This window comes from Flectobacillus sp. (genome assembly GCF_049240685.1).
Classification (GTDB): domain Bacteria; phylum Bacteroidota; class Bacteroidia; order Cytophagales; family Spirosomataceae; genus Flectobacillus.
Genome location: NZ_JBMLSD010000455.1, coordinates 1 through 2,181 on the forward strand (window position 1 = coordinate 1; position 2,181 = coordinate 2,181).

Here is a 2,181-nt window from a genome sequence, read left to right on the forward strand (position 1 = left end):
TACTTACGCAAAATAAACTTAAATTTTTGAGCCTTTAGCTTTCAGCTATCGGCATTCGGCAAAAAACATAGCTATCGTTACTTCATAAACATTTAACACTCTTTGCCTTATGCCTGTTGCCTAAAACAAAAAAGTATATCCGTTATTATGATGAACCCGTCATCAAAAATCCACAATCTCTTTGGTGTTTCTGGTTAATCCTTTTGATCTCATGGAAAAAAAGATTCTTAATAAAATTCCTACCAATATTATTACAGGTTTCTTAGGTGTTGGTAAAACAACTACGATTCTACATATTCTCAAACACAAACCTACCGATGAGCGATGGCTCGTAATAGTCAACGAATTTGGGGATGTGTCTATCGACCATATTCCTTTGGAAGGACAAAGCCAAGGGCAAGAAATGGCGGTTCGTTATGTCGCTGGTGGCTGCATTTGTTGTACCGCTAATTTACCTTTACAGACTACTCTTACGCAAAGTATTCGTCAGGTAAGACCACACCGTATTTTGATAGAACCCACAGGAATAGCACATCCCGAAGCAATTATCGACCTATTACAAGGAGAGTTCTTGTCAAAAGTAATTGACTTACGTGCCACGCTTTGTTTGGTCAATCCATTACAATTAATGGAGGATAAATACTTTGACGATGAAGTATATCAAGATCAAATCACTTTGGCAGACGTTTTGGTAGCAAATAAAGCCGATTTGGCGGGTGACGAACTTCTTCAAAAATTTGCAAAATGGGCGCAAGCTCTTTTTCCTCCAAAAGTAATGATTGCAGCAGTTGAAAAAGGAGAAATAGATCTTCATTGGCTTGATATAGAACCTTATCCACACCGCAAAGCTGTCTATATGAATACTCATTCAAATCAGCTAGAAAATGTGCAAATTATTGAAAATCAGGAAGAAAATTTGCATCCATTGCCAAATAAGCCCATCAAACGTGAAGGACGCGCTTTGGGCACTTTTGGCTGTGGTTGGGTCTTTCATCCAGACGAAATTTTCTCAAAAAATCATTTATTAGCTTGGATTGACTCATTAAAAGGCTTCGAAAGAATCAAAGGTGTATTTCGTATCGGAGAAAAAAACTGGATTTTTATTAATAAAACTACCGACGAACCAGCGAATGAATGCTCGATAGCTTACCGTAAAGACAGTCGAATAGAGATAATCTCTTTAAAACCAGCCACTTGGTCATTAATCGAAAAGCAGTTGCTAGATTGCCGCAAAACTAACCCAAACCAAGCTGATATTCCAAGTTTTAAAATGCCTTTCAATCTGAAGGGATAAAGATGAGCCATTCTAAATTTAGTGAATGACTCCTACTTATAGTTTCATTTTCAAACCTTCAAATTCCCCAACTTTCAAAATTGAATCCTATCGCCAATACTTGGGGTATTTTCGAGTTTTGTGAGCATTGTTAAAAATGAGAGCTACCAAAACTAAGACAATTGCGCCAGCCAATAGTGGAGCAAATAAAAATCCCCATGAGGCATGAGTTAGGATAATCACGATTACATCGGCGCCTGCTGGTGGGTGTACAGTTTTTGTAAGTTGCATCAAAGCAAGTGAAATACCGACGCCCAAAGACATAGAAAAAATACTGTCACCAACCCAATACAGACAACATAAGCCCACAATCCCGGCAATTAAATGCCCTCCTATAATATTCCTCGGTTGTGCCAAAGGGCTATCAGGAACGCCAAAGGCTAAGATACAAGTAGCACCAAAAGGAGCAATTAGCATGGGAGTTTGGGTCCACTCTGCTATTAATCCGATGCTTGCAATGCCTATTAAGCCACCCAAAGCTGAACTAAAGGCATGCGTCCATTTGGGACGAGCGGGACTACGCTCGTTTGTTTTAAACTTCGATAAATAATGTTTCATGGTTTTGTTTCAGATGCTTATCCTATAGGTTAAGTCTTATCATATTAAAACAAAATTACACAAGAAGGTTTCATTTACAATCAGAAAAGTACAAGTGACTAACTTGCTAGTAATCAGTGAAAAGGATTGATGATAAGAAAAGTACAAATTCAAATTGTCGTAAAAGGATTTTAATGGTAAAATCTTAAGATATAGTGATTTCTATTTTTAGTAAAAAAAACTAGAAAAATACCAGAATAAGTTAATACACAAAATAAAATTAGATTGTTGTGCTTAAAGCTTACGGCTTT

At 37.1% G+C, this 2,181-nt stretch carries 2 protein-coding genes; one reads left to right on the plus strand and one right to left on the minus strand.

Annotated elements, in window-relative coordinates; translation table 11 throughout:
* Window positions 1-211: 211 nt before the first annotated feature.
* A complete protein-coding gene (locus ACOVQ4_RS20790; protein WP_421822526.1) occupies window positions 212-1,294 on the plus strand; it encodes a CobW family GTP-binding protein in 1,083 nt (360 codons plus the stop codon).
* An 87-nt stretch (window positions 1,295-1,381) separates the two neighbouring features.
* Here the strand turns inward: ACOVQ4_RS20790 and ACOVQ4_RS20795 are convergent, their stop codons facing one another.
* Complete coding sequence (locus ACOVQ4_RS20795) at window positions 1,382-1,891, minus strand: HPP family protein (protein WP_421822527.1); 510 nt, start codon at window positions 1,889-1,891, stop codon at window positions 1,382-1,384.
* Between the last annotated feature and the right edge of the window lie 290 nt (window positions 1,892-2,181).